We start from the raw sequence: 24,346 nt of genomic DNA, 5'->3' as shown, positions 1-24,346 counted from the left end.
CCAGGATTTACGTCGGCGACTTTTTAAATTTAAAAGACAAGATCCACGCGCTCGCGCACATCACGGGCGGCGGCATAGTGGAAAACCTGCCGCGCGTATTTCCGGAGGGGCTGGGCGCAAAGATCGCGCATGCCGCAATCCGTACTCCTGATATCTTTAAAATCATCGCGCAAAAGGTGGAGCCCGCCGAGATGATGAGGACGTTTAATATGGGCGTAGGTATGATCGTCATAGCTCCGAAAGAAAACGCGGACTTCGTACTGGCAAATACCGACGGCTACGTTATCGGCGAGGTCGTAAAAGGCGGGGGCGCGCAGCTTGCGTAAATTTAAAGCGGTAATTTGCCGCTTTTTGCCAAAGCAGAATTTATGTTTAGACTAAATTTTAAAGCAAGTATTGCGACCGCTTCCAAAAACAGCGCCGATAATTATTATATGATAGGTCTTGCGGACGACAAGTACGACTATAAGAACTATCTGCTTTTCCAAAGACCGATCAAGCTCGAGCGGTACGAGGACGCAGACGCGCCGCACAACGGCTTATACGCAGAGTGCAATGGCGACGTATGTTATAACGGCTGCAAGGCGGCGAAAATCACTAGCGAGCTTATTGTTTTTGAGATCCAATACAGCGTCATCACCGTGGATATTCGCGGCGTTAAAATTCCTAAACGTTTCATTCAGTATTGTAAAGAAATTTTCGGCGATCTGCTTAGCATCGAGGGATAAATTTAAATACGCAGCGGCACGTAAAAGCAAATTTCGCAATCACAAATATAAAGCCGAGATTCAAATTTAACGAGCGAATTTTTAGATAGCGCGAGATAAGAGCGTTTAAGCAAAGCCATTAAACGCGATAAAACTTCGCGCCGGAGTAAAATTTATTGCAAGATTTGCGTATCAAATTCGGTACAAGTATTATGTGGCAAAATTTACTCTTCCAAACATAGCTAAATTTCACGCTCGATCCGCAGTCGTCTGAGCTTTAAATTTAGGCGCACCGCTTGTCGCCGCCACCCTCTCACAGCGAGCCTCGCGGACTTTTAAGGGATACAAGACGATCATCTCGCTATCCGCGCAGCCGCTTGTTTTTTTAAAAAGGGTAATCTCTAGCGCGCCCATACTACTGCCTGCTTTTTCAGAAAAGGGCGATCGCTCGCCCCTTCGGTTTAAATTTTATCTATGCGCTAGCGACTTATTTTGCAAAATCTAAAATTTTAGCGATATTTTCGCGGCTGTAGAGCTCCGCCATATTCCACGCTTTAGCGTTTGTCGCGGCTACGTCTATGATCTCGTCCAGCACCTTACCTTCGATGCCAAGCTGCGCGAGGCTAGTCGGCGTACCGATCTTATCAAACCACGCCTTAAGCGCCAGGGTGCCTTCATTCGCGCTTTTAAGGCCGAAAATTTCACGAGCGAAACGCTCAAACGCGCTTAAATTCCTATCCTTATACCACCTCATCCACGCAGGCATCACCGCGCTAAGACCGGCTCCGTGCGCGCAGTCCACGACCGCACTCATCGCATGCTCGATCATATGATTCGGATAGCCGAAGCCGCCCACGCCCACGTAAGTTAGCCCGTTTAGTGCCATCGTCGCAGCCCACGCAAACTCGGCGCGTGCATCGTAATCGCTCGGATCTGCAAGCAGAGCTTCAGTCGTGCGGATGACGGTTTTGATGTTAGCTTCGATATAGGCTCGTACGATCTCCGGATGGACGCTAGCGGTAAAATACCCCTCGATGCTGTGCGCGATGATGTCGCTCGCACTATATACGAGATACTCGCGGCTGACGGTTACTTGTAGCTGCGGGTTTATGACCGAGACCTTCGGGTATAGACACGGCGCGCTGATCGCGTATTTTTGTTTAGTCTGCTCTTTAGTTACCACGCCGCCGCAGTTCATCTCCGAGCCCGTCGCGGCAAGGGTAATGATGTCAAAAATTTTAAGCGCGGCGCTAGGATTTTTGCCGGTGAAAAAATCCCACACGTCGCCTTCGTAGCAGGCGCCTGCGGCTACTGCTTTCGCCGAGTCCAGCACGCTTCCGCCGCCCACAGCGAGCACGCTATCGGCGCCAAATTCTTTGGCGAGCTTGATTGCTTCGTTTACCTTGCTTAGCACGGGATTTGATTTTATGCCGCCAAGCTGCGCAAATTCTATACCGTTTGCCTTTAAGCTGCTCTCCACCACGTCCATCAGCCCGCTCTTTCGCACGCGCTCGCTGCCGTATAGTACGAGAGCTTTTTTCGCGCCCGCTTCCTTCATGTACTGCCCGATATGTTTTTCTTTATCCCTGCCGAATTCTATCCTCACGGGGTTGCAAAAACTAAAATTTGTCATCTTCTCTCCTTTAAATAAAGTTGCTAAATTATAGCCTTTTTTAAAATTTTGCGGTAGCACGATAGTCCAAATTCCTTGCCTAATCGTGCAAATGTAAGTGTAATCTGCATAAATTTAAAGGAGCGAGCATGAACGAAGTAGATAAAATTTTAAAAGACGCCGCAAAGATCGCGGACGAGCTATATCCCGCCTAGAGGCACGCTCAGAAGCCTATAGAGGCGCTTAGCTTCTACCATCAAAGAAAGCCCCAGACTTCATCGCGACGATCTATGAGCCTGGCGTGTGCTTGTGTCTGCGTGGCGGTAAAATGGTGGAATTTAGCGGCAAGCAGTATCGCTACGACACGCAAAAATTCCTACAATACTGCGCTAAGCCCAATTGATTTTCAAAAGCACATTAGGTTGTAGGAAACTAGATATATCTTACAAAACGGCGGCACGAAAGCGTCGCAGGCGGCTTTTGACGTCGGATACGAAAGCTCGTCATAGTTCAGCAGGGAGTACGCAAGGATGTCTGCATGCCGCCTAAAGCCCACGCGCAAACATTTCGCGACTAAGAACGAGCAAAAATTTAAAGTGATCGGTTTGTGCAAGCTTTGTAAAATTTCAAAATTTCATTGCGCAATGCAAGCCGAAATAACTGCACAATAAAACAGCATCCGCAACCGACATAAACCGATCGCAAGGTATTGCTTGCTATCAACGAGGCGGCGTCCGCTACCGAAACGAGCACTCAGTAGGGGAAAACGCGGTGCAAGAATACAGCCTAAACGTAAGAAGATAGACATAATGCAAGAGACCGCTCCGCCGCAAGAAAAATGGATGCGCCCCAGCGATGATTGCCCCCACTCGCTTGCCGCTGCGCTAAAAGTCATTGTTCATCTTCTTACTAATTTTATAATTTCAATCGCGTGACGTTTTATCACGCGACTCGCATAAGCAAAATCAGGCTAATCGAAATGCTTTAGATAAATTTAAATCAAGCTGAAATAGAAAAAATTTTCTTAAAAATAGCTATTTTAGTATCATAAAATTTCATAAAAAATTTATTTACACTGATAAAAACACAATTTTTAATATATGTCTAATAAGCAAAATAGTAATATTTTTACGATATTAAATTTCAACGAGAAAGGAGAAAGCATGGAATTTTTGATGGTTCTGATGTTTTTCGTCGCGGGCCTTTTGTTGTGGTTTAGACCCGAGAAAAAGCGCGCGGTTATGGGCTTTGGTATCGCAGGCGTCGCGATACTCGTCATCATGATGGCATGGGTGAATAAATTTGCCGTCGTGCCTATGGGAAATTTTTAGGAGCGAGTAATGGAAAATCAAAATTTCGCGAACGGCTCCGAAAATTTGCCGAGCTGGGGCGAAGATGAAAAGCGATTTTTCAATCTTTTCGCCCTCGCGGCACTCGCCCTCATCGCTTTGCCCGTAGGTATCGCATGCCTTGTTTTGGGCTTTGGTATGGGCGATAGTCCCTGCATCATGTGCTGGCACGAGAGATTTTGCATGGTAGCGATCTCATTCGTGGCTTTGCTGATCATTAGATACGGATTTGCTGTCAAATACCTAGCCGCGATCCTCTTTTTAGGATGCCTTGGGCTATACGACGGCTTTTTGCACTACAGCCTTGACGGCACCGGCGGCGGTTACCTCGACATCAAGCAGGGCTTCGGGCTTGAAATTTTAGGCGCACACACGCAGTTTTGGGTCATAGTGGTGCATTTTTGCGTCATTATATTTTTGGGCGTGATTTTGCTGCTAGGCAAAAACGTAGGTAAAATAATGCAAAAAAGCGAAGAGGGCGCATACGGCGCGGTTTTACCCAAATTTGCGCTAGGCAAAGTTGCAGTTGCGGTCTTTGCGATCATTATGGCTTTTAACTGCGTGCAGGCCTTTATCACCGCAGGCCCGCCGCCCTATCTAGCCTCCGCGACGCCTTCGCGCATGAGCATCGATCCGTCAAAGTGGTTTTGGGAGCTTGATCACTGGGAAGAAACCGAAATTGACTTCCGCGAAAGCTGGAATCCAAAACTACCGAATTTACCGAAGTGAGGCTGAAGATGAAAAGATTTCTAAATTTGACCCTATTGTGCGCCACACTGGCGTTTGGCGGCGAGTTTAATCTAAATCCTGCGGATGGCGCAGTGACAAATTTAACGCCTCTACGCAAAAGCGGCGAGATAACGCTAAATTTAAACAACAATAATCCCGTCACGGGGCTTGACTACGACGCGGCGAGCGGAAGCTTCTTGCTCGGTACGCTAAAATTCGAGCTCTACGAAATGGACGGCGAGCTAAAAACCGTAAAAAGCTATCTACGAAGCACGCCCGATTGGATAATGCAGATGGAAGAAACCGTCGCAGCGAGCTTTTTTAAAGGCTCGGTAGGGCTCATGAGCTATAATAAAACCTATGAGTTTTTCAAGCCCGCACCGAACCAAAGCAAAGAGGAAGCAAACAAAGCGTGGCGCTATCTGCACGACGGATACGAAAATTTCACGCTCGATTTCAAGGACCGCTACTCCACTGTGCGCGCCAAACAGCAGTTCATCCTTTCGTGGGATCACTCGGATTTCTACGGCGAGTTTTTTGTCGCTAGCGTGCCAGATAACATAAAGCAAAGCTGGAGCGTGGCGAGCTTTAGCGACGCCGACAATCTACTCTCGAGCGAGTTCGTGCCGAGCTTCGATGAGGCTCTCGGCGTAAAAGACGGCAGGGACATAAACGACTACTATATCACGGGTATGGATGCGCAAGGCGAGTTTGTTTATCTACTCTCGAAGCAATACTCAAGCATCCTAAAGCTTGATCCGCGCAGCAGAAAGATCGTGGAGATTTATAGCTTTGAAGGCGCGAGCGACGCGCATGCGCTAGCTGTCAAGGATGGAAAATTTTACGTCGCATCTAGAGAAAACGGAGCGAATAAAGTTTTTGTTTTTGAGAAATGAAATTTAAGCCGTCTTTGGCGGCTTAAATTTAATTGATTTAAACGCAAATTCCACATCTAAAATTATAAAATTTTGATTAAACATTGGCTTCTAAAAAAATACATTAGTGCCGCTAAATTCCAGCGTCATTATATATGGATTATAAGTGCTGTGAAATTTTAAAGCTGCGGACGCCCGATATCGGCACCGCGATACCCTCTTCTGTGACCGCGCCCCCGTGCTCGGTCTGCGTAAAATAAGCAAGAGCGTCCCCGCTCGCAAGCCCGTGCTCATCCAGATAGCGCGCGAGTAGCGCGGGCTCGTACACCACGAAGCCGCCCAGCTCGGAGAAAATTCGCCTTTTCATTCGCACCTTTCTTTGATCGCCGTGCGCGTCGTACGCAGAAATTTTACCGCTCATTTGCCCTCTTTATCTTTGTTTTTGCAGCGCCGATGAAATTTTATCACAGTGCCCGCGGCAGGCTAAATTTTATCTCTGCGATCGCGCCGAGAATGAAATTTAAACCCCGTTTTGCGCTCAAATTTTACAGCCCGCGGTTTTTGCTGTCCATGCCTTGGTATTTATCTACGAGCCAGCGCCCATTCTTGCGCACGAGCAGGAAGCGGCGCGCGAAGCCGTGTTCGTCCTTGGCGTAGATGTAAATTTTATTTTTGCTCTCGCATTCGGCGTCCGTTAGCTCGTACCCGCCGTAGGTGCCGCCCTCCATCATCGAAAAGGAGATGCCCTCGGGGCGGAAGCCGCTGCGCCTAACGGGCGTACAGTAGCGCGCAAAGAGCTCCTCGCACCTGCGCTGCACCTCGCCGTCGTCTGCGTCATCGATTCGCGATGTGGCAAATTTCTCCCACTCGCTCATCGCCGCGAAAAATTCTAAAAGCGCACTCTGCGCCGCCGCCAGGTCATCTGGATCAAGCTTCTTTTTGCTCTTTGCGGCGTCTCTTTGCGCCTGCTCAAATTCCGCGATTTGCTCCTTGCTAAACTGCCCGCCGCTAAGATAAAACTGGATTTTCGTATCTGCCGCGGCTAGCAGCCCCGCAAAGCTCACGTGCGAATTGACCAGGCGCAGCGATTTTAGCTTCGGGATTTGCACGATCGCTTTTAGCCCCTCATCCGTGATACTGACGTTTTCGATGCCGACGTGTTCGAGCTTGGCGTGATTACGAAAATGCCTAAAGCCCTCGCCGCTTATCTTATCGCTATCTTGCAAAAGCAGATACGCAAGCTTCGGTAGCGTGGCTAGATGCTGTAGTGCCGCGTCCGTGATGGTCGTAGCTATAAAGCCCATATTTACGAGGCTTTTTACCTCGCAGATGCGGCACACCATCTCGTCGGTAAGTGCTACGTTTTCGTAGTGATGGCCTTTGCAGTAGCGCTCGCTAACCGCGACCAAAGCCTCCTGCATCGTGATCTGCTTCATCATCTGTCCTTTAAATTTGATTTTAAAATTTTAGTGAAATTTTATGATTTACGCAAGGCACTGAAATTTATAGCGCGGATTTGCACTCCGTCGATGTGTTTTAAGGCGCCGCGCCGCCGCGCGCTAGATTTCACGCCGTCCACTCGCCTAAAATTTTACCAAAATCCTCTATCATCGCGGCGAAATCATACTCAAGCTTGCTTTGCTTTTGCGCGATCTGCTTTAGCGCCGTCAAAAAATATTCGCCCATCTTTCGCTTTTGCTCCATGGGCGCTAGCTCGCTAAACTCGCGCTCAAAATGTATCAGCGCGCCCGTTTTGCCCGCGTCTTTTCTAAACGGCGAATACTCAAAGCGGTTCCGCATATAGTAACCGTCCGCGCGCTGCTCCTCCTCGCTCATCATTTCGCGTATCAGCTCCCAGGCGCGCTGCGAGCTTAGGCGCGGCTTATCGGGCGCGATGATGTAGTTTGTTTTGCAGCCGTCATCCGAGAAGCTAAATGCGCACGATAGCTTGATGTAGTTGATCGCGCAGCCGTAAATTTTAGGGCGCATTTTGGCATTTAGCGCCGGTTGTAGATCCGCAAAGAGGCTTTCTATCACGGCGCGCGAGTTTTCGTAGCAGTTGCTGATAGCGCGCGTGATGCGGATGGGGTTTTTGGCTATCCAGTTGCGCTGGCTGTTTAGCTTGAGGTCACAAATGTCCTCTTTCACGGGGCGTGCGAGCGTTTTGTCCGCCGCATCCGGGCTTTCGTGAAAAAACGTATCGCCGTCTTGCATGCTTAGCCCGGTTTTGCGTTTCGACCACATAGCTTCTACAAAGCGCGGCTCGCCGTGCGCATTTAAAAAATAGGTCATCGCATAACCGTTGTAAAATTTCCCGCGCAGCGCCTCTAAGCTCTCGCGCTCGCCCCAGCCTACGATCGCTAGGCATTCGCAAATTTTAACGGCCCTGTTCCACTCGCTAGCGTTTTTATAAAAGGCGCAGCGGTCAAATTCGCCTAGCAGCCGCTCGCGGATTAAAATTTGATCCTGGGCGCGCAGAAAAATTTCTAGTTCGGCGAGGTTTTCTATCTCATAAATTCGCTCTAAAATTTCGTTCATTATCAACCCTTAAATTTGCCTTCGCAGCGTAAAATCGCCCCCAAGCTTTACGGCTCGCTTCAGGCGTGCTTTGCTCTAAATAAACTCGCGGTCGCCGCAAGGCAGAATTAGCTTTTTTCTCGGCTGCGCTTCTCTTCGATGCCGCTTTGTCCTTGCCTGCGCGCTAGCTCGTCAAGTAGGGCGTCCGGGTGGATATTGTGCGCCGCAAGTGCGAGCAGAAGGTGAAATAAAAGATCCGCTCCCTCGTAAATCACGTCGTATCGCGGCTCGCCCACTCTATGCTCGCCGAAGCCCTCGCGCGCGACATCTGCGTAAAGTCCGCTGCGCGAGAGGTCCTTGCACGCCAGCGCGAATTCGCACGCCTCCTCGGCGATCTTTTTGAGATAGGCGTTTTCGCCCTTCGCGTAGAGCGAGGCGACGTAGGAGAGCGCGGGCTCACCGTTTAGCTTGCGATCCAAGCAGACGTGATAAATTTCGTCCAAAATGCCGTACGGGCTTTTTTCCGTAGAGTTTTTGAGCGTAGAATTTTGCGAGACGGCGTCTAAATTTTGAGTGCTGCGCTCTGCGGCGGAATTTGTGAACGCGGAATTCGTCGCAGCGGGGCTTTGCATTGCGGAGCTCTGATTGCTGCAGGAGGTAGTAGAATTTTTGGGCGTTAAATTCTGCAAGCCGTCGCAGGCGGCGAAATTTTGCCTTGCGCGAGAATTCGCGGAATTTTTCTGCGCGAGAGAGGCTGCAGAGCCGTGCTCTGCGAAATTTATCGCGCCGCAAGCGCTCGAACTATCGAAATTTTCGCCGCCTTTTTGTAGCGAAATCTCTTTAAAAAAACAGCTTCGCGAGCCCGTGTGGCAAGCGGATCCGCCGCACTGCTCGACTTTAAGTAGCAGCGCGTCGTTATCGCAGTCTAAAAACGCCTCTCGCACGAGTTGAACGTGCCCGCTGCTCTCACCCTTTTTCCAGATGCGCCCCTTGCTGCGCGAGAAGTAGTGCGCGTAGCCCGTTTGCAACGTCAGGCTTAGCGCCTCTTCGTTCATATACGCGAGCATCAAAACCGCGCCGTCACCCGCGTCCTGCACGATCGCGGGGAGCAGCCCGCCTAATTTTTGCCAATCTACCTTCATCTTTGATCCTTAGTTTGCGAAGTCGCGCGCCCTGAATTTAGCCGCCGCACGCGGAATTTGAGTTGTGAATTTACGAAGCGGCATGCCTCGTAAATTTAAAGGACAAATCTAGCGGCTAAATTTTAAGCGACCGCTAGACTTAAACCGTAACGGGCGCGAGTTCTGCTCGTCACGAGCTTTCACTCGCTACTAAGCTTGGCTCGCAAAATTACGAGTTAAGCTTATGCGCCCGGAGCAACTCGCTATTAAATTTAGTTCGCGAAATCGGGGCGTATAACCGCCTGAAATTTTAATTTTCCCGCTCGATGGCGCTTTGCTTTGCCTTATCTTTCGTATCGACCCAGATATTAGGCACCGCGCCGCCAGGAGTTAGGAAAATTTTCGCGTCGCTGTTTTCGCGCAACGCTTCGTTAAATTTAGCCTGCGTCTCGATCTGCTTGAGGCTTAAAAGATTTGCATCCAAACTCTTTGCGATCTCTTTGTTGGCGTAAGCTTGCGCGTCGGCTTCGATCTTGGCGGCATCGGCGCGACCTTGAGCCTCAATTTTAACGGCGTCTGCGTTACCTTTGGCAAGAGCAGCCTTTTTAAGTGCCTCTTGATTTGCGCGCTCGACCTCGTATTTAGTGCGCTCAGCCTCCTGCTTGGCGATCTGCACGCGCTCGATCTGCTCTTTTACCTTCGCCGGCAGGATGATCTCGCGAAGCTGCACGGCTAGCAGATCTACGGGCGAATTCGCCAGCGATTCGATAGTTTTGCGGATGCCGTCGTCGATCGCTTTAGCGATCTCGTCGCGTTTGGTAGGCAGCTCTTCGGCGGTGTAGTTGCCGATGACGCTACGCACGACGTCCTTTACGCGCGGGTCGATGATCTTATCCTCCCACAAAAAGCCCCACTCGGCGATCGTGTTGGGTGCCGTAGCTTCGTTGAGCCTGTATTGCACGGTAATGTCGATGCTGACGGGCAAATTTCGCGAATCCAAAACCGAGAGGGAATTTTTACGGATAATGCCGCCTGCGCCGCTTTTAGCTGGCATATCCGAGCTCAAATCCTCGCTGCTGGTGTAGTTGATGATACGCATGCGGGTATCGACTACGAAGATGTTTTGTATGAACGGCACGAAAAAGTGAAGTCCCGCGCCAAGAGGCGTCGGATCGTATTTACCTAAATTTGACTTGATCCCCACTTCGCCCGATTGGATCGTGACGAAGGGCTTTGCAATCACGAGCAGCGCGATTAGCGCGATTATCACGTAAAGCACGCCGCTAAACTTGCCTATCCCTCCGAAATTAGGAATTTTAAAATTTAAATTCCCGCCTTTTTTGTCGCTGTTTTTCTTATTAAAATAATCATTCAAATCCGCTGGCATGCGCGTCCTTATTTAACGTATGTGAGCCAATGCTCAAATTTAGGGTCTTTGCCCGTGACGGCGGCGAAATACGCCTTTTGCAAGTGACTCGTGATCTCGCCCATCTCGCCCTTGCCGATGATCCTACCGTCGATATTGCTAATCGGCGTGACCTCCGCGGCGGTGCCAGTAAAAAACGCTTCGTCCGCGGCATAGAGCTGATCGCGAGCGATGCGCTCTCTGCGGACTTCGTAGCCTAGGCTGCGCGCGATTTCTATGACTGAATTTTGAGTGATGCTCTCTAGGCTGGTGTCGTTAGGCGGAGTGATGATGACGCCCTCTTTTACGATAAATAGGCACTCGCCCGGCCCCTCCGCGACGAAGCCCTGCGGATCGAGCAGTATCGCCTCATCGTATCCCGCATCGACCGCTTCGAAATTTGCCATCTGCGAGTTGAAATAATTCGCGCTCGCTTTGGCTTTTGCCATCATCGAAAATTGCGCCGGCTTTATCCACGATGAAATTTTAGCCTTGATGCCCTTGCGTAGCGCCTCTTCGCCCATATACGCGCCCCACTGCCACGCTGCGACGACGACATTTACAGAGCAGTCCTTGGACGAAACGCCCATCGAGCCGTAGCCGAAGTACGCTAGCGGGCGGATATAAACGGTCTGATCGAAGAGGTTTTTCGCGACGACGTCGATCTGGGCCTGACGAAGCTGCTCGAAGCTAAACGGAAGCTTGATTAGGCAGAGTTTTGCCGAAATTTCAAGTCTGCGAGTGTGCTCGTCCAAGCGAAAAATCGCATAACCTTTGTCGGTTTTATAGGCGCGTACGCCCTCAAATACGGCATTTCCGTAGTGCAAAGAGTGCGTCAAAACGTGGGTAGTGGCCTCTGCCCATGGGATTAGCTTGCCGTCTTTCCAGATGAGCTCGGCCTCTTGAATTTGTGCCATTTCTTGATCCTTTTGTTTAAAATTTAATCTGCGATTTTAGCTAAAACAATATTAATTTCTAAGAAATTTAAAAGCGGTTGAAATTTGGTGCTATTTTAAGACGCACAACGAGTCGTGAGTTCAAATTTAGCTCGCAACTCTGTGCAGATGGCATTAAAATTCCACGAAAGAAAGTCCGATGCCGATCTTATTGACGCTGCGTTTGTAGTCCGCTAGGCTTTCGCCGTAGCCATTGAAGTAGCGCAGATAGCCGTAAAATCCGCTATTAAAGATCGGGAAGCTGTAGTTTAGCTCGATCGCGCCGCGGTTACTGCCGTCAAAATGCAGGTTGTTTCGCCACAGAGCGCTAAGTCGCTGCTTGCCGAAGGTGTATGATGCGCGCAGATCGCCGTAGCCCATATAATCCGCGATGTCCTCGTTCGTGCGGTCCAGCCAAAACGCATACCACGCCCTAGGCGTGATCGAAAATCCGTCCGCGCTCCAGGTGCTTTGCGCGTAGAGCCTATTCCACGAGCGCGATTCCTCGCCGCCCTTGCCGTTTGATTCGTGCATGGCGCCGATCTTTAGCTCATCCGCAAACGGCACCGGCGCGCTAACGTAGAGCTCGGGGCGGTAGTTACTCTCGCGAAAAGGCGCGCTATCTTGCGTGATCTGCCACCAGGAATTTTGCGCGTAAGCGAATGAAATTTTTTCTCCAAACCCCAGCGCGTCGTAGGTGATCGGGCGCTCGAAGCTAAACTCAAAATGCAGCTCATCCGCCTTGCGATCGGGCTTTTTACTGAAATCGTGGGTGAAAAGCATATAGATCGGCTCGTAGTATTTAAGCCCCAAAAATCCAAAATTTCGGCCATTTTGCTCGCCTTGCGGCGCGGAATTTAGTGCAGCGGAATTTTGCGGGAGCGAGGCGGAATTCGATGCTAAATTTGACGCGGAGCCCGACGCAGCCGAGCCTGCGTCTGCGAAATTTGATGCAGCGGAATTTAGTGCGCTGGATTTTGCCATGGCGGAATTTTGTGCTAAAGAATTTTGCGGTTTGGCGGAGTGTAAAACGGCGGCATCATCGTGCGAAGCGCGGTTTTCTGCGGACGAGGTAGAATTTTCTGCGACTTTTCGGCGCGGTTTATCGCCTTTATCCGCTAGGCTTGCCGCGGCGATCTTTTTGTAATAGATCATCGCGTTTTTGTAATCGCCTTTGGCCTCGTATTCGCTAGCCTTTGCGTACAGCTCGGTCAGGTCTTGCGCGGCTAGACTCATGGCACAAAGCGCGAGCGCTAAAGCTTTAAATTTCATCTGCGCCCTTTAAATCGTTTTGATAATTTATATTTAAAAACTGCTCTTTGTTTTTGAAATTTAGCACTTTGGAATTTGCAGATCCGATGAGCGTGCCGATCTTATGCTCTCCTGCGCGGTAGAGCTCAAGCGCGTGCGGAGCGAGAGCTGCGTCAAAAAATCCGCATAGGCTATGTCTGTGCGTCTCGTCGCCCGCCACGCAAATTTGCCCCTCCTGCTCGCTAAGAGCGCGAATGGTGGAAATTTCTACAAATGGCATATCGGCGGGGGTGATAAAAAAGCGCCCGCCGCTAAATGGTTTCAACGCCGAATACAGCGCGCCCATCGGCGAAAATTCCTCAAATTCGTCGTAGATCATAGGAAGCGGCGGGTTAAATTTAGAGCTTTTGGCGCAGGCGAAAACCCGCTCAAACTCACAGCTTAAGCGCGAAAAAAGAAAGTGCGTCATGCTGGGATGCCCGCGAAATGGAAACAGCGTTTTGTCGCTGCCGAAACGCGAGCTTTTGCCGCCGCAGAGAATGACGCAGGTTTTCATCGAAATTTCACCGGCTTTCATCGATTTATTGCGGCGAAATTTTAAATTTGAAAGTAAAATTTGAAAAGAAGCGCGGACATATCAGTCTTTTTGCATATATTTAGCTTTGCCAAGGGCGTTGTTTGCGATGAACTGATAAAGGCTCGGCGCCTGAAGCTTGGCTAACTCGGGGTATTTGGCTTTAAGCGTCTTCCAGATATCATAGACTCGCATGCCGCTTGCGTAAAGCTTCATAATCTCGCTAAAATGCGGATCGTAAAGGCTCGGCTTTTTATACAGCGAGAGTTTGCGGTCGGTATCCAGCACCGCGTTTGCCTCGATAAAAGCCGCTAGATCGCGCTCGCTTACTTTGGCAAAATCCTTTTCGTAATGAGCCTTCATATATTTTAAAATTTCTTTATTGCTAACGCCTTGAAAGTGCATTTTCTTGATCTCAAAGCGATATGCGTATAAGAAATCTTCGCTTTTTTTTGCGATTGCGCGAAGTCTTGTTTTTTCATCTTTGAACGTCACGGAGATAAAGTGCGTAAGCCCGGGCGCAGTAACGGCATTTTTGAACGCTTCGTCCTCCTCGCCGATCTTTTTTAAGATCGCCTTGACGGTATAGCCCTCGGCAATAAGGTTTGAAATTTTATCTTTATATGGCTTGTAGTCGAATCGCACGCGCCTAAAACCCGTCTCGACGCTGATTTTTTTGTAGATCCTCGCATGCTCTCTAGATGTAAAATATCTCGATTTCAGCCCTTTGCGGAGTTGTTCGGCAACCGCGGTAAAATCGTCATAATCGGCGATGGACGCGATTAATTCCTTTTCGTTTACGACCCTGCCGTTAACGACCGCGATGGTAATGACCTTCATATTTTCTCCTTTGATTGGGCACAATTCTAACTTAAAACTATAAACTCAAATTTAATTATTTATTATCAAGGATTGTGGAGGATTTGTGTTTGCGAGGTAGAATTTTACGCGCTAAGATTTAGTATTTTGATTGATTTTTATATCTTTTTTGCGCTTGTTCTCACGCCGCTTTTTATACTTTTTTGCATAAGGATGAAGCGAGCTTGCAAAGATAAATTTTACCCGCAAACTCTAGCTAAATTGCCCGCACAAATTAGCTTTTTTTAAACGAAAAAAGTTTTTTGATCTTCGTAAGCCCAAGCTTCATACCGCTATATTTCATCATCTTAGCCATATTTACCCACATTTCGCGCTCGTAGCACGGATGCGGGCAGTGGTGACAGCGTGGCTTTTCGGTATGCGGGCAGGCGCGCAGGCGTGCGTAGGCGTAACGCAACATCCGCTCGCAGTCGCTACAGAGATGAAAGTGCGTCTGCACTAGCCCCTTATCGTCTTTGTAGTCATGAAGCACGGCACCATCTCTTTTAGGCGCATCCACATGCTTACCATCGCAGTAAATTTGAATAAATTTCGTCACCGTATTTACTTCGTAAATAAATTTTTCGCTAGTCATATTTGATCCTTTGGGCGGATTTTATCTAAAAGAGACAAAAATACTCTTGAGCGCGCTCAAGCTAAAATTGATGGAATTTTAAAATTCCGCGGAATTTCGCTTTATCTTTCGACCTTGTTGCTTAATAGAGTCGCGATGAAGCGTGTTTTGTCGTTTGAGGCAAGCGCGATTTGCAAGCTCATCGTAAGCGGTACAGCCAAAAATAGCCCGCCGATACCAAGCACGAAGCCCCACAACAGTAGCCCTGCAAGCACGCTGATCGTTGAAAGCCCGAGCCCTTGTCCTAAAAATCGCGGCTCGATGATATTTCCGATCGCTACGTTTACGACTAAATAGATTGCGATAGTCCAGATGCTAGAGCTTATATCCATCGTAGCTAATGTCACGAAAAGCGTCGGAAAGACCGCTACGATCGAGCCAATGGTGGGGATGAAATTTAGCACGAAGGCTAAAATCCCCCACAGCGCGGCATATGGAACACCAAGAGCCCACAGCCCAAGCCCGATGAGCGCACCGGTGCAAGCTGAAGCGATAGTTTTGATTAGCAGATATTTTTTGAGGCTGGAGGCAAATTTCTTCACGAAAGTGTGCGTAGCGCGGCTACTTTGCGAAAAATAGCAGATTTTTTCGTCGATCACGGAGCTTTCAAAGACCATAAATGAAACCATTATAAAAATGAAAAATCCCGTCGAAACTATTGAGCCTGTCTTACGCAGTAATGCCGATAGCTGCGCGGCGGCTTCGCTCGGATCGATGCCTAGGCTTGCGGCGTTAAGCTCTATGCCGAATCGAGAGAGCTTCGCACTCACGCCTCCTAGCACCTCTTCAAATTTCGCTTGAAGCTCGGGCAGGCGCGCTGAAAATTCCTTGATCGCATCGAAGATGACTGCGCCGAAAAACACTATAATCGCCACGAAAGCGAAAGTGATGATGAGGAAGCTAAAAACGCGCCCGACGCGGATCTTTTGGACATAAAGCACCAGCGGCGAGACGAGCACCGTGATGAAAATAGCTAGCAAAAATGGCACGACGATAGCCTGCGCGGCTTTAAGACCAGCCAGGATGATTATGACGCAAGCAACCGACATCAAGGACATTTGAAGCTTCAAGGATTCTCCTAAATTTGACATTTTCGCAGAGCTTTTACGCGAAATTTTGATGAAAAGATTTTAACTAAAATTCCATAAATTTTAAGACGGAATTTTAAAATTTCATCGCAAAATTCTAAGATGCGCGCAAATTCTTAGCGGGCGCAAGAAAAGTTAGAATTTTTTGCTAAAATTTTGCGAAATTTACACGAGCAGGATCGAAAATGAAACTCCCTAAACATCTTTTAGACCGTTACGCCGCGGAGCGCCAAAGCGCGGGCGAGGCGCAGCGGACGGCGAATGAGATCGCCTTTGCGCCGGTGGTCTTTCAAGTCTCGCGGCTGATGAAAAAATTTGGAATTTTAAGCGCGCTTAATGAGGCGCGGGACGGACTAAGTATAGAAGAGATCGCGAAGAAGACCTCGCTTAGCGAATACGCCGTAAAGCTGCTTTTGGAAAGCTCGCTTAGCATCGGCACGGTGCTGCTGTGCGGCGAGAAATTTCGGCTTAGCAAGGCGGGATATTTTCTGCTCACCGACGAGCTCGTCGGCGTGGATATGGACTTCATCCACGACGTGTGCTACGAGGGGCTATTTAGGCTCGAAGAGACGCTAAAATCGGGCAAACCAGAGGGGTTAAAGGTTTTTGGGCAGTGGGCTACGATCTACGAGGCGCTTTCGCATCTGCCGCCGCACGTGCGCAAGAGCTGGCTCGCGTTTGATCATTTTTATTCGGATTTGGCGTTTGAGCCCGCGCTAGAGATCATTTTCTCGCGCAAGACGGATAAAATTTTAGACGTAGGCGGCAACACGGGGCGCTTTGCTAAGCGGTGCGTAGGCTACGATGAAAATGTGCGCGTCACGATAATGGATCTTGCGGGGCAAATTTCGATGATGAAAGACGCCGTCGCAGGCGCGCAGGGCGCTGAGCGCATAGAGGGGCTTGCGGCCGATCTGCTAGATGCTGCTACGCGCTTTCCGCGCGGCTTTGACGCGATCTGGCTTAGTCAGTTTTTGGACTGCTTTGCAGAGGAGCAGATCGTAAGCATCCTCTCGCGTGCGGCGGAGTCGATGAGCGAGCAGGCGCGGCTTTATATTTTGGAGCCGTTTTGGGATAGGCAGCGCTACGAAACCGCCGCGTATAGTATGACGCAGATCAGCGTGTATTTCGCCGCGATGGCAAACGGCAATAGCAAAATTTATCACTCGGACGATATGATTAAATTTGCTCAGCGCGCGGGACTTAAAATTTCGCAAATTCACGACGGGCTGGGCGTCGGACACACGCTGCTGTGCTGCGAAAGGGCGCGCTGATGGACGCGCAAAGTTTAAGCGCGCGGCTAAATAAGCCGATTAAAATTTTGCTAGTGCTCTTTGGAATAGGAATTTTGGCAAATGTGGCGATGGAATTTTATGCGGAGAAAAAACGCGGCGAGCTAGAGCGAAATTTCTGCGAAAGCAAACAGGTGCGAGATGCGCTAGCGCGGATAAACGAGGGCGCGCCGCGCAGGATCGACGATGCTACGATTTTAAAAGGCGTCGCATGCGAAGAGGGTAGCTTCATATACGATTATGCGTTAAATAGCTCGTCAAATTTAGACCTTAGCGCGCTGGATGCGGGCGATGCGGAAATTTTAAAAAAGATGCTGTTTGCTAAGGCGAAGGCCAGCTTTTGCAGCACGGAATTCTCGCAACGCCTGCGGGAGCTAGGCAAAACGATGGTGTTAAATTACGAGATAGAGGGTTTGCCGCCAATACAGCTAAAGCTTGATAAAAATAGCTGTGCGCGGTGAATTTTAAAACCCAAGCGAGGCATTTGATTAGCCGCGTTTTGTGTGGCGGCGCGTTGGTGGCTGGTACCTCTGTAAGCTCGCAAGCAAGCTCATGGTTTGACGCAGAATTTTATTGCGAGCAGGTCGAGAACGAAATTTAGCAAAATTTCATCGCAGCAGGTGCAGCGTAGTAATAAATCCTAAAATTTTGACTCAAAATCTACGATGCTATTTCAAATAAAATTCCGCGCAAATTATAGAATTTCGCGTTAAAGCTTTACGTGGTGTTTGCGCTGCTACACAGATATAATCCCGCGTGAAATAGTCAAATTTTAATGAAAAACGCCACTGGCAGAATCTGACGCAAAATTAGATCGCGGCTTAAAAAAGACTCGGCGCGTTTAGCGCTTTGTGACGGCAAAATGCACGCTGATCCGCGCCATGCTATACGCGGCGGCGCTGTAAAAGCTAAGCAGAGATTTTAGCATGTTGCTTTTGCACAGGCGAAATCAAAAGCGAAGCGGATAAATTTTAAACGAATTCGGCGCGAGCAAGCAGGCAAAGACTCACGCCGCGCTAAATTTTAAATCTCGCGCAAGCCCTACTTGCAGTCGCTAGGCTTAAATTCTACCCTTATAAATTCTTCGCCACTTTTTATCTTATAGCTCCATATCGCGCTGTTTATTAGCGGATGCATTACCTTCATCTGATTGCAAAAAATTTGCTTATTTTGGCTATCTATGACATTTTGTATCACGGTTTTTTGATCATTTCCGACACTGTCAAATTTCATCCCCATGCCGTCATTTAGCTCGTAGTTATAGATGAAGCTACCATCCTTGCACTCGGCGCCCGTTAAAGTGGTAATCTCATCGACTCTCAGCGGTGCACTCTTATTGATACCTTCCACAGCCGCTTTGAGCTGGACATTATCGCAGCTTGGTGCCGCAAAAAGCGCCGCGAAAGCAAACGGAAGTAATAAAAACTTTTTCATAATTCTCTCCTTAAAAAATTTAGTAATGATATAAAAATTAATATTAATCGGTGCTTTAAATTTAGATCGAATTTTTGGTACTGCAAATATGGAATTTTATGCAAGTGCAGCAGCGAACGCGAAAAGTTTATTTGCGGAGATTAGCCCTAAAAAACGGAATTAGGCGGTATGTCAAGGTGAGGAATTTATCGGCTCGCCGCACTTAAATACAAACTGCTGAGTTAAATTTCATAGTGCATTTTACGGAATTTACCCAGCTTGCGGGATTAAATTTGATGCCTGGAGCGCTGGCAAACTCGATATCAAAATCCAATGCCCCAAATGAGTAAATACCGCAAGAAAGCGCGTCTATGGGAGCTTTAAAGCCATGCTAATTATATCGCAGAGCTTTAGGCGCAACGATCCGCAAGTGCGTGTCGTAAGATCGCCGCGACAAATTTTACCACAAGACGGCAGGCAAAAATAATCGACCAGATGCCGCTTACCACGCACAAAGGCGCAAGCGCGATTAATTATCGTTGATTACGTCCAAAATCTCTCTGGCGTGTACGGCGTAATCATTCGCCATAGATTTTTGAAAGATCCCGCCGATCTGCGCATACGAGCCCTGACCGCCGCCGAAGAATTCCTCCTCGCCGAAGTTGCGCTCGTTTACGGCGATATTTTGGTTGTAGATCGGCTTTCCGTTTTTAAACATTTTTAGACGTAGATTGTAGCGCACGTAGGGCTTTGCCGAAACGTCGATGCCGTCGGAGCTGTAAAAGCCAAAGCCGAATGAGCTAAGCTCGGGTGCGATGACGAGCCCTTTGCCTTGCAACGCTTTTTCGTCGTCGGTGACGCTCACGCGCCTTAGGTAGGTGCCAAAGAAGCGCTTTGCCTCGCCTGCGACGAACTCGCCGACATCGATTTTAAGCTCATCGTCTCTGCCTAACTTCGAGCTTGCGGCGTAGCTTTTCGTCCCCATTAGCTCGCTAGGGATATAAATGAGCGCACTTTGCATGGCGTTGGTCGCGCTTATAGTGTCGTCAAACGGCGCCACATCGGCGTTTTGATTAAACTGCGCTTCATATGCGCAACCGCTAAAAAGCGCGCAAACTATTGCGGCTAGAAAGAAATTTTTCATTGTTTGCTCCATGTAAAAATTTTTGTAATTCTACCCCGCGGGTCTAAATTTTACGCTGAAACGGACGGAATCGCTCTTTAATCCAAGCTAAAAAATCGCCTAAGCTTACGCTTAAACGTATCTTTTGGAATTTGCGTATCACCAAAATCATCGCTCCAAATTTCGTTCTTATCGGCAAAGAGACCTTTATTTTGTGCTTGTGGCATAAAGACTACTTTGTCTACAATCTGGATATTCTTTTGCTTAAAATACTCTAGTATCTCATCCAGATCTCGCCTAGAATATATATTTATAAGGAAGTAATTTCTATTTTTGAACCTTAACACGATATTTTTGCGGATTAGACCTAAAGACTCTCTCGCTCCTATTAGCATATAAATTTTAAACGGCAAGATGAACAATATGAAATTTATCGTATGATATAAAAACAATACAACCTTTCCTATGTGTACCCCTATGGACGACTTTTTATACAGCTCGTATGACGAAAAATAATGAAATCTTCCGTAGCTATCATATAGCTCTGATATAATGCAAAAACTTACCTTATCTATATCGCAGGCATCGCAAATTTTTATTACTCCCTCTTTCTTGACAAAATAAAAATCATTTAGCGCCTGATTTAGCGATCCGGGCTTATCGTCGAAAGCATTTATATAGCTGATTTTATTATTTTCCAATAAAAAATACGCGGGACTGCCCTTTCTTTTAATAGGCCAAAGTAATGTAGCCGGCAACAATAAAAAGACCACTACGATAAACATAACTAAATCGGCACTAAAATGCGTGTAAAATTTCAAGTTTAACGGAGTAACTTCTAAATTGAATATTTTATATAAGCAACCGAGTGAAAGAAAAAGAACAATATTGTTTTGAAAGTAAACCGCCCTATCTATGATTTTGATCGGCTCTTTGTCATAGTCTCGCATAAAATTCCTTTTCGGTATGATTTTCGTATTTTATCGTCGTCTAGCTTTCGGTGCGTTTAAAGATGCGGGGTATTTGCCGAGGCGCTTGCGGCGAGGCGAGTTGCGACGAGCGGCGATCATCCTCGTTAAGCGGACGGACAATGTGAATCTTTGCAACTAATTATGGGGCTTTTCAGACACACAGAGCGAGCTTGTCTGCGACTACTTCGAGGATTACTTCGGGTGCCGAGTGATCTCATCTGCGATTGCCGCGGGCAGAATTTTGCTCGAAATCAAGCCCCAATCTCGCCGCGAAATACTCGCGCGGCATCCGCCTTTGCGCTTCGTTTACGTTTAGCTTTATCCGGACATCTAGCGGGTCTAAATTTTACGCTGAAAACCGAAAAATTTCACGCCTTAATGTCGTAGCTGAAATTTCTCAAAAAATATATCCGTAAAGCTTCGCGCTCGGCGCGGCTAGGACGGATGCAAAAAAATACCGCCGCACCCGTATCGTCCCTCCCGCGCAGTAGCAAGCAATCGCGTAGTCGTAGCCCCGCTCGTCCGTCTAACCTTCGCGCTACTACGAGCTTTGAAGCGATTAAAATCGCAAAAATGCCCGCCGCTGCATAGATTGCAGCCTCAGCAAAGTCAAATTTGATCGTCAAAAACACGCCCGCGGCGTATGCAAAAAGAAGCAATAATTTTAAAATTTCTTGCAGTTTCAAAAACCGTTCGTAGCTTAGAAACGGCACGCGAAACGTCCGCACGAAGCCGAACGACGGCTCTATCAGATCGACGCATCCAAGCATAAGATCGTATTTGTCTAGCCCTCTGCGAAAGGATATTTTAAGCTCGTCAAATTCCACGCGCGCCGTCTCTTTGCTACCGCTTCGCAGATAAAGTAACGCCAAAAACAAAAAAACGATCGTCAGGCTGGGCTTGGCTCGCTGCGAGCGTAGCGGGCTGTCCGTGTAAAATAGCTCCCCCGATCCGCCGATGTCCAAAGAGATAAAAATGCAAAAAAACGCAAGGATAGAGGCGGAGAAAATTCTATAAAACGTATCGTCGCAGATGAGGCTGAATTCGGGCTTTTGCATCAGTTTTTATATAGCGGTGCGTCGGTGATTTTAAATCTAAATTTATTGCCCGCGCCGATAAATTTCACGAAGCTCGCTACGCCAAATCCCTGCTGCGGCGCGCTTAGCGGCGGCTTGGCAAGGATCTCGAAGCTTAGACCTGCATAGTTGAAAAACTTACCGCAGCACCGAAAGCCGTGCCTGCCGTAGAATTCTATGCGGCGCAGGCGCTGCGCGAGATTGGGCGCGTCCTCGTGCGGCGGCTCGACGTCAAGGACGATTTGCGCGCGCGGATTTTGCTCGGCGATGAGCGCGAGTAGCCTTGAGCCAACCCCCAGCCCGCGAAATTTCGCATCGATGCCGAGGTAGGCCACGTAAAAAATCTCGCCCTGCTTGCCGCTTGAGGGTTCGCTCTTCTCGCAACTCGAAATTTTACTTTCATCGCGGCACGAAATCCCGCTTTCATCGTAGCACAAAATCTTTCCCTTTGCGGCATCGGACGAAATTTCGCCCTCCGTAGCGCTCGGTAAAATTTCGTCGTGCGCGCTCACATTTGAAATTTTATCTGTCGCGACACCGCGATATAGAATTTCTTCCGCACTCGCCTGCTTTAAATCGTCGTCCGCATGTTTTATATTTTCGCTCGCTAGCCCTTGATCCGCGCCCGCGCCCAAAACCCCGTCGCTAACGCTTAAATATGAAATTTCATTGCTCGTAACGTAGTTTGAAATTTCGTCGCTCGCAGTACCGAAAGATCCCGCATCGCAAGCGAATTCCGCGCCGCTATGGGCTTTGGATCTTAAAATTTTATCCGCATTTAGGCGAAGCGGTGGCTGTTTGTGGTTCAAAACCGCGCGCTTGTAGGTTTGCTCGGTCCTATAGACGCAAAACCCCACCAGCTCCTCGCCGCTTAAATTTTGCGCCGCCGTGGCGCAATTACCCGCAGAGCCGCAATTTTGACTCGCTTCGCCGTAATCTTGCAGCGCGCATAAATTTTCGCTCGCCGCGCTGGAATTTTTACTTTTCAAGCTGGATTTTTCATACGTCGTATTAGATTTTTTATCTGCCGCGTCGCGATTTTCGGAACTCAAAGAGGCGAATTCTGCCGCGCCGCAGTCGCTCGCATCGGAATTTTTACTCGCAGCATCGCGATCTTGGCTCGCTTCGCCGCAATCCCGCTTTACCGCGCAAAAATCTTGTTTCGACGCGTTTAAATTTTCGCTCGCCGCGTGATGTTTATCAGCCGCGCCACCGCCCAGGGCGCTAAAATCCTCGAAAATCGCCGCGATTTCAAGCTGTCCTTTGCGCGACATTTTTAAGAAATTTTTTATGCTGATACGCTCGATTTCGGGGAACGCCGCGACGTTGATCGCCTCTATGCGCGCGATCAGCGCCGAGTCCTCGCCGATACGCTCAAGTCTCATTTTGCCCTCCTTGTCGCGATAGGTCTACCGTGTAAATTTAAAATTTGCCCGCCTAACTCGCGGGGATTTCATAGCTCGGCCCTGCAATTTCATGAAATTTTACAAAATTTAAGGGTGCCCGTCTAAATTTAATCCTCGCCGTAAATTCGCTTTAAATTCCCCAGCGTCGCGCTCGCGTTTAGCAGCAGCGCATCGGCGATTACCAGTCGCGCCATCGCGGTAGCTACGACGCTGCCGCGCACGGCGATACACGGATCGTGCCGCCCGCGCAGCTCGCAGACCGCGTCTGCGCCGCGCACGTCCACGCTGCGCTGCGCCATGAAAATGCTCGGAGTGGGCTTAAAATGGGTCATAATCTCGATAGGCACGCCGCTGCTTATACCGCCTAAGATCCCGCCTGCGTTGTTGCTTGCGAAATTTGCGCCGATCTTGCCGCCGTTGGTGCGGATCGCATTCTTGCTAGCGCCCATAAAATCATTGTTTTCACTGCCTTTTAGCGCGCTTACTTTCACTCCGGCGCCGATCTGCACGGCCTTTACGCCGTTTATGCCCATCAGCGCGCCCGCAAGCGTCGCATCCAGCTTGCCGTACAGCGGCTCGCCGAGCCCCGCAGGCACGCCCGTGACGCGCGTTAGCACGCAGCCGCCGATACTATCGCCAGCATTTTTGACGCTTAGAATTAACTCCTTCTGCGCGCCCTCCACAGCGGGATCGAGCGCGAAAATTTCGCTGTTTTGCGCAAAGTCGAAGTCTAAATTTGCGGCGTAAATTTCGCCCACGCCGTAAATCCCGCTTTTTACGGAAATTTTAAAGTGATTTAGCAAAATTTGCGCAAACGCTCCCGCAGCCGCGCGTACGGCGGTTTCGCGCGCGCTTGCTCGCCCGCCGCCTCGGTAATCGCGCAGTCCGTATTTGGCAAAATATGAAAAATCGGCGTGTGCGGGGCGGAAAATATCCTTTAGATTTTCGTAGTCCTTCGAGTGCTGGTTTGCGTTGCGGATGATAAATCCGATCGGCGCGCCGGTGCTACGACCGTCAAAAATCCCGCTTAAAATTTCGATCTCGTCGGCTTCTTTGCGCGGCGTAGCGTATTTGCCGCCCGGCTTGCGGCGGTCAAGCTCGCTTTGGATATTTGAAATCTCGATCGCCACGCCTGCCGGAAAGCCGTCCAAAACGCCGCCGATCGCCGCGCCGTGGCTCTCACCGAAGGTGCTAAGGCGCAATCTCTCACCGAAGGTATTCATAGCGCGCCTCCTTGATCGCCGCCGTCCGTATCGCGCCCGCTTCTTTTACCGCCTCGATTATTATGCTCGCTCTTTGTGCTGCCCCGCGCTCGTTCGCCGCTTCGTGAGCCTTTTTTGCCGTTCTGAGCGCAGTTCGCGCCGTTTTGTGCGTCGCTAGGGTATGCTGTTTGCTCGCCATTTGTTGCGC

Annotated in this window: 28 protein-coding genes and 1 pseudogene; 8 read left to right on the top strand and 21 right to left on the bottom strand. The window is 49.1% G+C overall.

Annotated elements, in window-relative coordinates; translation table 11 throughout:
* Both Q0323_RS04730 and Q0323_RS04725 read left to right on the top strand, forming a co-directional pair.
* On the top strand, positions 1-326 hold a 326-nt coding region (locus Q0323_RS04730; protein WP_298052035.1), incomplete at its 5' end, for an AIR synthase-related protein.
* A 42-nt stretch (positions 327-368) separates the two neighbouring features.
* A complete protein-coding gene (locus Q0323_RS04725; RefSeq protein WP_297883025.1) occupies positions 369-728 on the top strand; it encodes an Imm10 family immunity protein in 360 nt (119 codons plus the stop codon).
* Positions 729-956: 228 nt separating this feature from the next.
* Here the strand turns inward: Q0323_RS04725 and Q0323_RS04720 are convergent, their stop codons facing one another.
* Entirely contained in the window at positions 957-1,121 is a 165-nt protein-coding gene (locus Q0323_RS04720; RefSeq protein ID WP_298052033.1) for a hypothetical protein, read from the bottom strand.
* A 73-nt stretch (positions 1,122-1,194) separates the two neighbouring features.
* Complete coding sequence (locus Q0323_RS04715) at positions 1,195-2,340, bottom strand: iron-containing alcohol dehydrogenase (RefSeq protein ID WP_298052031.1); 1,146 nt, start codon at positions 2,338-2,340, stop codon at positions 1,195-1,197.
* A 280-nt stretch (positions 2,341-2,620) separates the two neighbouring features.
* Here Q0323_RS04715 and Q0323_RS11260 point away from each other — a divergent pair, with 280 nt between their 5' ends.
* The gene (locus Q0323_RS11260) at positions 2,621-2,722 is read left to right on the top strand and encodes a hypothetical protein (RefSeq protein ID WP_366939552.1); all 102 of its coding nucleotides are present in this window, start codon (positions 2,621-2,623) and stop codon (positions 2,720-2,722) included.
* 3 nt (positions 2,723-2,725) lie between these two features.
* Here the strand turns inward: Q0323_RS11260 and Q0323_RS04710 are convergent, their stop codons facing one another.
* Positions 2,726-2,875 carry a hypothetical protein gene (locus Q0323_RS04710; protein WP_297923044.1) on the bottom strand — a complete coding sequence of 50 codons (150 nt, stop codon included), beginning with the start codon at positions 2,873-2,875 and terminating at the stop codon, positions 2,726-2,728.
* A gap of 607 nt (positions 2,876-3,482) precedes the next feature.
* Here Q0323_RS04710 and Q0323_RS04705 point away from each other — a divergent pair.
* From Q0323_RS04705 to Q0323_RS04695, 3 genes are read left to right on the top strand one after another with little or no spacing between them, the layout of a single operon-like run.
* Positions 3,483-3,650, top strand: coding sequence for a hypothetical protein (locus Q0323_RS04705; RefSeq protein ID WP_298052029.1), 168 nt, complete (start codon positions 3,483-3,485; stop codon positions 3,648-3,650).
* A 9-nt stretch (positions 3,651-3,659) separates the two neighbouring features.
* Entirely contained in the window at positions 3,660-4,397 is a 738-nt protein-coding gene (locus Q0323_RS04700) for a disulfide bond formation protein B (protein WP_298052026.1), read from the top strand.
* A gap of 8 nt (positions 4,398-4,405) precedes the next feature.
* A complete protein-coding gene (locus tag Q0323_RS04695; protein WP_295150711.1) occupies positions 4,406-5,293 on the top strand; it encodes a hypothetical protein in 888 nt (295 codons plus the stop codon).
* A 139-nt stretch (positions 5,294-5,432) separates the two neighbouring features.
* Here Q0323_RS04695 and Q0323_RS04690 read toward each other — a convergent pair whose 3' ends face one another.
* The 12 genes and pseudogenes from Q0323_RS04690 to Q0323_RS04635 all read right to left on the bottom strand — a co-directional run bounded on the left by Q0323_RS04690 (position 5,433) and on the right by Q0323_RS04635 (position 15,637).
* Entirely contained in the window at positions 5,433-5,693 is a 261-nt protein-coding gene (locus Q0323_RS04690) for a hypothetical protein (RefSeq protein WP_298052023.1), read from the bottom strand.
* 124 nt (positions 5,694-5,817) lie between these two features.
* Positions 5,818-6,708, bottom strand: a complete 891-nt coding sequence (locus tag Q0323_RS04685; protein WP_298052020.1) for an NTF2 fold immunity protein — start codon at positions 6,706-6,708, stop codon at positions 5,818-5,820.
* Positions 6,709-6,838: 130 nt separating this feature from the next.
* Positions 6,839-7,810: a hypothetical protein gene (locus tag Q0323_RS04680; RefSeq protein WP_298052017.1), complete on the bottom strand. Its 972-nt coding sequence runs from the start codon at positions 7,808-7,810 to the stop codon at positions 6,839-6,841.
* A 107-nt stretch (positions 7,811-7,917) separates the two neighbouring features.
* Positions 7,918-8,625, bottom strand: coding sequence for a phosphoribosyl-ATP diphosphatase (locus Q0323_RS04675; protein ID WP_366939553.1), 708 nt, complete (start codon positions 8,623-8,625; stop codon positions 7,918-7,920).
* A pseudogene (gene hisI, locus Q0323_RS04670) lies at positions 8,620-8,931 on the bottom strand (phosphoribosyl-AMP cyclohydrolase); the annotation flags it as partial. The gene Q0323_RS04675 and the pseudogene hisI, both read right to left, overlap by 6 nt.
* A 289-nt stretch (positions 8,932-9,220) precedes the next feature.
* Positions 9,221-10,297 (bottom strand): SPFH domain-containing protein, encoded by a 1,077-nt coding sequence (locus Q0323_RS04665; RefSeq protein WP_298052013.1) that lies wholly within the window; start codon positions 10,295-10,297, stop codon positions 9,221-9,223.
* 8 nt (positions 10,298-10,305) lie between these two features.
* Positions 10,306-11,232, bottom strand: a complete 927-nt coding sequence (locus tag Q0323_RS04660; RefSeq protein ID WP_298052011.1) for a branched-chain amino acid transaminase — start codon at positions 11,230-11,232, stop codon at positions 10,306-10,308.
* A 153-nt stretch (positions 11,233-11,385) separates the two neighbouring features.
* Positions 11,386-12,522, bottom strand: a complete 1,137-nt coding sequence (locus Q0323_RS04655; RefSeq protein WP_298052010.1) for a phospholipase A — start codon at positions 12,520-12,522, stop codon at positions 11,386-11,388.
* Positions 12,512-13,078, bottom strand: coding sequence for a molybdenum cofactor guanylyltransferase (locus Q0323_RS04650; RefSeq protein WP_298052007.1), 567 nt, complete (start codon positions 13,076-13,078; stop codon positions 12,512-12,514). Before Q0323_RS04650 ends, Q0323_RS04655 begins: the two co-directional genes overlap by 11 nt.
* A 60-nt stretch (positions 13,079-13,138) precedes the next feature.
* Positions 13,139-13,915, bottom strand: coding sequence for a hypothetical protein (locus Q0323_RS04645; RefSeq protein ID WP_298052006.1), 777 nt, complete (start codon positions 13,913-13,915; stop codon positions 13,139-13,141).
* A 253-nt stretch (positions 13,916-14,168) separates the two neighbouring features.
* Positions 14,169-14,528 carry a nitrous oxide-stimulated promoter family protein gene (locus Q0323_RS04640; RefSeq protein ID WP_298052003.1) on the bottom strand — a complete coding sequence of 120 codons (360 nt, stop codon included), beginning with the start codon at positions 14,526-14,528 and terminating at the stop codon, positions 14,169-14,171.
* A 101-nt stretch (positions 14,529-14,629) separates the two neighbouring features.
* Entirely contained in the window at positions 14,630-15,637 is a 1,008-nt protein-coding gene (locus Q0323_RS04635; protein ID WP_298052001.1) for an AI-2E family transporter, read from the bottom strand.
* Positions 15,638-15,840: 203 nt separating this feature from the next.
* Between Q0323_RS04635 and Q0323_RS04630 the strand changes: the two genes are divergently transcribed.
* Both Q0323_RS04630 and Q0323_RS04625 read left to right on the top strand, forming a co-directional pair.
* A complete protein-coding gene (locus Q0323_RS04630) occupies positions 15,841-16,929 on the top strand; it encodes a methyltransferase (protein ID WP_298051999.1) in 1,089 nt (362 codons plus the stop codon).
* The gene (locus tag Q0323_RS04625) at positions 16,929-17,408 is read left to right on the top strand and encodes a hypothetical protein (protein WP_298051997.1); all 480 of its coding nucleotides are present in this window, start codon (positions 16,929-16,931) and stop codon (positions 17,406-17,408) included. Before Q0323_RS04630 ends, Q0323_RS04625 begins: the two co-directional genes overlap by 1 nt.
* Before the next feature lie 580 nt (positions 17,409-17,988).
* Here the strand turns inward: Q0323_RS04625 and Q0323_RS04620 are convergent.
* The 6 genes from Q0323_RS04620 to aroC form a co-directional block, all read right to left on the bottom strand.
* Positions 17,989-18,381 carry a hypothetical protein gene (locus Q0323_RS04620; RefSeq protein ID WP_177387146.1) on the bottom strand — a complete coding sequence of 131 codons (393 nt, stop codon included), beginning with the start codon at positions 18,379-18,381 and terminating at the stop codon, positions 17,989-17,991.
* Positions 18,382-18,889: 508 nt separating this feature from the next.
* Positions 18,890-19,504 (bottom strand): hypothetical protein, encoded by a 615-nt coding sequence (locus tag Q0323_RS04615; RefSeq protein ID WP_005871467.1) that lies wholly within the window; start codon positions 19,502-19,504, stop codon positions 18,890-18,892.
* Between the two features lie 77 nt (positions 19,505-19,581).
* A complete protein-coding gene (locus Q0323_RS04610) occupies positions 19,582-20,433 on the bottom strand; it encodes a hypothetical protein (RefSeq protein ID WP_298051995.1) in 852 nt (283 codons plus the stop codon).
* A gap of 389 nt (positions 20,434-20,822) precedes the next feature.
* Positions 20,823-21,512: a hypothetical protein gene (locus Q0323_RS04605; RefSeq protein ID WP_298051992.1), complete on the bottom strand. Its 690-nt coding sequence runs from the start codon at positions 21,510-21,512 to the stop codon at positions 20,823-20,825.
* Positions 21,512-22,915 (bottom strand): hypothetical protein, encoded by a 1,404-nt coding sequence (locus Q0323_RS04600; RefSeq protein WP_298051990.1) that lies wholly within the window; start codon positions 22,913-22,915, stop codon positions 21,512-21,514. Before Q0323_RS04600 ends, Q0323_RS04605 begins: the two co-directional genes overlap by 1 nt.
* A gap of 128 nt (positions 22,916-23,043) precedes the next feature.
* Positions 23,044-24,159 (bottom strand): chorismate synthase, encoded by a 1,116-nt coding sequence (aroC, locus tag Q0323_RS04595; protein WP_298051987.1) that lies wholly within the window; start codon positions 24,157-24,159, stop codon positions 23,044-23,046.
* Between the last annotated feature and the right edge of the window lie 187 nt (positions 24,160-24,346).

Origin of the sequence: uncultured Campylobacter sp., assembly GCF_938030145.1 — a bacterium.
GTDB lineage: Bacteria > Campylobacterota > Campylobacteria > Campylobacterales > Campylobacteraceae > Campylobacter_B.
Note: the sequence above shows the minus strand (reverse complement) of the source record. Positions and strands in the feature narration are given on the sequence as shown.

Coding starts and splice junctions, on each gene's coding strand:
- Q0323_RS04725 (WP_297883025.1), top strand. CDS start 369: ATGTTTAGACTAAATTTTAAAGCAAGTATTGCGACCGCTTCCAAAAAC.
- Q0323_RS04720 (WP_298052033.1), bottom strand. CDS start 1,121: ATGGGCGCGCTAGAGATTACCCTTTTTAAAAAAACAAGCGGCTGCGCG.
- Q0323_RS04715 (WP_298052031.1), bottom strand. CDS start 2,340: ATGACAAATTTTAGTTTTTGCAACCCCGTGAGGATAGAATTCGGCAGG.
- Q0323_RS04705 (WP_298052029.1), top strand. CDS start 3,483: ATGGAATTTTTGATGGTTCTGATGTTTTTCGTCGCGGGCCTTTTGTTG.
- Q0323_RS04700 (WP_298052026.1), top strand. CDS start 3,660: ATGGAAAATCAAAATTTCGCGAACGGCTCCGAAAATTTGCCGAGCTGG.
- Q0323_RS04695 (WP_295150711.1), top strand. CDS start 4,406: ATGAAAAGATTTCTAAATTTGACCCTATTGTGCGCCACACTGGCGTTT.
- Q0323_RS04690 (WP_298052023.1), bottom strand. CDS start 5,693: ATGAGCGGTAAAATTTCTGCGTACGACGCGCACGGCGATCAAAGAAAG.
- Q0323_RS04685 (WP_298052020.1), bottom strand. CDS start 6,708: ATGAAGCAGATCACGATGCAGGAGGCTTTGGTCGCGGTTAGCGAGCGC.
- Q0323_RS04680 (WP_298052017.1), bottom strand. CDS start 7,810: ATGAACGAAATTTTAGAGCGAATTTATGAGATAGAAAACCTCGCCGAA.
- Q0323_RS04665 (WP_298052013.1), bottom strand. CDS start 10,297: ATGCCAGCGGATTTGAATGATTATTTTAATAAGAAAAACAGCGACAAA.
- Q0323_RS04660 (WP_298052011.1), bottom strand. CDS start 11,232: ATGGCACAAATTCAAGAGGCCGAGCTCATCTGGAAAGACGGCAAGCTA.
- Q0323_RS04655 (WP_298052010.1), bottom strand. CDS start 12,522: ATGAAATTTAAAGCTTTAGCGCTCGCGCTTTGTGCCATGAGTCTAGCC.
- Q0323_RS04650 (WP_298052007.1), bottom strand. CDS start 13,078: ATGAAAGCCGGTGAAATTTCGATGAAAACCTGCGTCATTCTCTGCGGC.
- Q0323_RS04645 (WP_298052006.1), bottom strand. CDS start 13,915: ATGAAGGTCATTACCATCGCGGTCGTTAACGGCAGGGTCGTAAACGAA.
- Q0323_RS04640 (WP_298052003.1), bottom strand. CDS start 14,528: ATGACTAGCGAAAAATTTATTTACGAAGTAAATACGGTGACGAAATTT.
- Q0323_RS04630 (WP_298051999.1), top strand. CDS start 15,841: ATGAAACTCCCTAAACATCTTTTAGACCGTTACGCCGCGGAGCGCCAA.
- Q0323_RS04625 (WP_298051997.1), top strand. CDS start 16,929: ATGGACGCGCAAAGTTTAAGCGCGCGGCTAAATAAGCCGATTAAAATT.
- Q0323_RS04620 (WP_177387146.1), bottom strand. CDS start 18,381: ATGAAAAAGTTTTTATTACTTCCGTTTGCTTTCGCGGCGCTTTTTGCG.
- Q0323_RS04615 (WP_005871467.1), bottom strand. CDS start 19,504: ATGAAAAATTTCTTTCTAGCCGCAATAGTTTGCGCGCTTTTTAGCGGT.
- Q0323_RS04610 (WP_298051995.1), bottom strand. CDS start 20,433: ATGCGAGACTATGACAAAGAGCCGATCAAAATCATAGATAGGGCGGTT.
- Q0323_RS04605 (WP_298051992.1), bottom strand. CDS start 21,512: ATGCAAAAGCCCGAATTCAGCCTCATCTGCGACGATACGTTTTATAGA.
- Q0323_RS04600 (WP_298051990.1), bottom strand. CDS start 22,915: ATGAGACTTGAGCGTATCGGCGAGGACTCGGCGCTGATCGCGCGCATA.
- aroC (WP_298051987.1), bottom strand. CDS start 24,159: ATGAATACCTTCGGTGAGAGATTGCGCCTTAGCACCTTCGGTGAGAGC.